General features: G+C 49.0%; 2 protein-coding genes. Both read left to right on the top strand.

Annotated elements, in window-relative coordinates:
• Window positions 1-655 precede the first annotated feature (655 nt).
• The gene (locus tag H6F72_RS24725; protein ID WP_190441952.1) at window positions 656-1,330 is read left to right on the top strand and encodes a carbonic anhydrase; all 675 of its coding nucleotides are present in this window, start codon (window positions 656-658) and stop codon (window positions 1,328-1,330) included.
• 291 nt (window positions 1,331-1,621) lie between these two features.
• On the top strand, window positions 1,622-1,935 hold a 314-nt coding region (locus H6F72_RS24720), incomplete at its 3' end, for a transposase family protein (protein WP_190441949.1).

Here is a 1,935-nt window from a genome sequence, read left to right as displayed (position 1 = left end):
CGAAGCCTGCCTAAGTGAGGTGGTTGCTCTGCTACTTCAGGAAGTTGAGCAAAAGCGAATGTTATTGCAGCAGCAGGGGTGGGAGGTTCAGATCACAAGGTGCAAGATGTGAGGCGATCGCTTTTTATTGAGACGTTGGCAACCTAGCAACTCTGTCTCGTAGCAGTAGGTCTCAACGACAAATCAAACACCAAACAGCGTCTCTATAACCTATTTCATCGCTAAACCGTCCCTCTTATGGATAGTAGCAACGACTTAATCACCAACTGGAATAGCCTTGAGAAATCAAACAAAGTGATGACATTTGTCGATGTCGTTAGAGTAGTGACTACAAAACTGTAAAGGAACATTTTCTGTACGAATCCTATGAGGAAGCACGTAGAATTAGATACTCTCAGCTTTCGTCGCACTAACTTACAGTTATTCTGATTGTACCCTTTAATCCTCTAGCACTTGACTTTGCTACATCGCACCGCTACCTTGCCCCTGGTTTGTGTTTTTGTGTCCTCCTGATCAAGCCAATTGTCAACATTTCTTTACGGAAGTACGGAAAATGTTACGGTTCGCCTTTAGCAAGGGAAGGATAGAACTACATCCGCTTGGAGGATGCCGTGCGAGTACACTCACTAGCCTTGCCAGCAGTAGGAATCGATTTATGTCAGTGACCGGTCTGATCCAGGGACTCAATGCCTTTCACAGCGACTACTTCACCACAAATCGAGCCCTGTTTGAACGACTCTCGAACGGGCAGGCACCTGAAGTTCTATTCATTACTTGTTCCGATTCCCGGATTGATCCCTGCTTAATCACGCAGTCTCAACCCGGTGAACTATTCGTGATGCGCAATGTTGGTAATATCATTCCGTCTTATGGAGCTGCCAGTAGTGCTGAAGCCGCCGGGGTAGAGTATGCGGTCGCTGGAGTCGGGGTGCAGGACATCATTGTGTGTGGTCATTCCCACTGTGGGGCCATGAAGGGGCTGCTGCAAATCGGCAATCTGAGTGAGCAGATGCCGCTGGTCTACGACTGGTTGAAGCGCCATGGAGAAGCGACGCGGCGCTTAGTGTTAGATAATTATGCCCACCTACAGCCCGAGCGCTTGCTCAAGATCGCGATCGAGCAGAATGTGTTGACGCAGATAGAGAATTTAGAAACGTATCCTGTCATTCGGTCCAAGTTGCATAGCAGGCAGCTGAATTTGCATGCTTGGATGTATGAAATCGAGACTGGTCAGGTATTCGCTTATGATGCGGGATTAGGACAGTTTACGCTGCTAAGGCAGCGCTCCTTCCCGGTACCCGACCCATTGATTACAGCTATTTCACAGTAATCAGGGAGACCTTGTCGTTTCATTGGAATAGTCATTCAGCCGACAGAAATGCGTCTGTTAACGCCTAAGCTTGCTGGACACTATGTTGAAGACGGAGATGACCCGAGCCTAAGGTCGCACCATGATTTTGATTGCTTCCCGGCTATCCATTGCTGCATATCCTTTGGGGACGCCATCAAGATCAACCGTTAAATCGAGAACCGCAGAAGCATTAGACATCCTGCATGAATGGGAAAGGGTGTGCCAGTGGGCGGTCGTAGGGAAGAAAAGGACGCTAAATTTTGAATAAGTATGAGTTCCAAAAGCAGCGATGCAGTACCAGGAGTTAGAGCATTATCCAATCGAGAGTTCAAGCGCTGGTGCGGGGTGAGCCGTGGCGCTTTCCATGAGATGGTCGAGGTGGTACGTCCCTCCCTAGATCGCCAAGGTCGCCGAGGGGGACAAGCGAAGCTGAGTGTTGAAGACCAGGTACTAGTGGCCTTGGCGTACTGGCGAGAGTATCGCAGCCAATTTCACATCGCGGTGAGTTGGGGATTGCATGAAACCACCGTCGGACGCATTGTGAAAAAAGTGGAAGATTTGCTGATCAAGAGTGGCAAGTTTCG

This window comes from Trichocoleus sp. FACHB-46 (assembly GCF_014695385.1).
GTDB lineage: Bacteria > Cyanobacteriota > Cyanobacteriia > FACHB-46 > FACHB-46 > Trichocoleus.
This window is presented reverse-complemented; position numbering and strand designations above follow the sequence as displayed.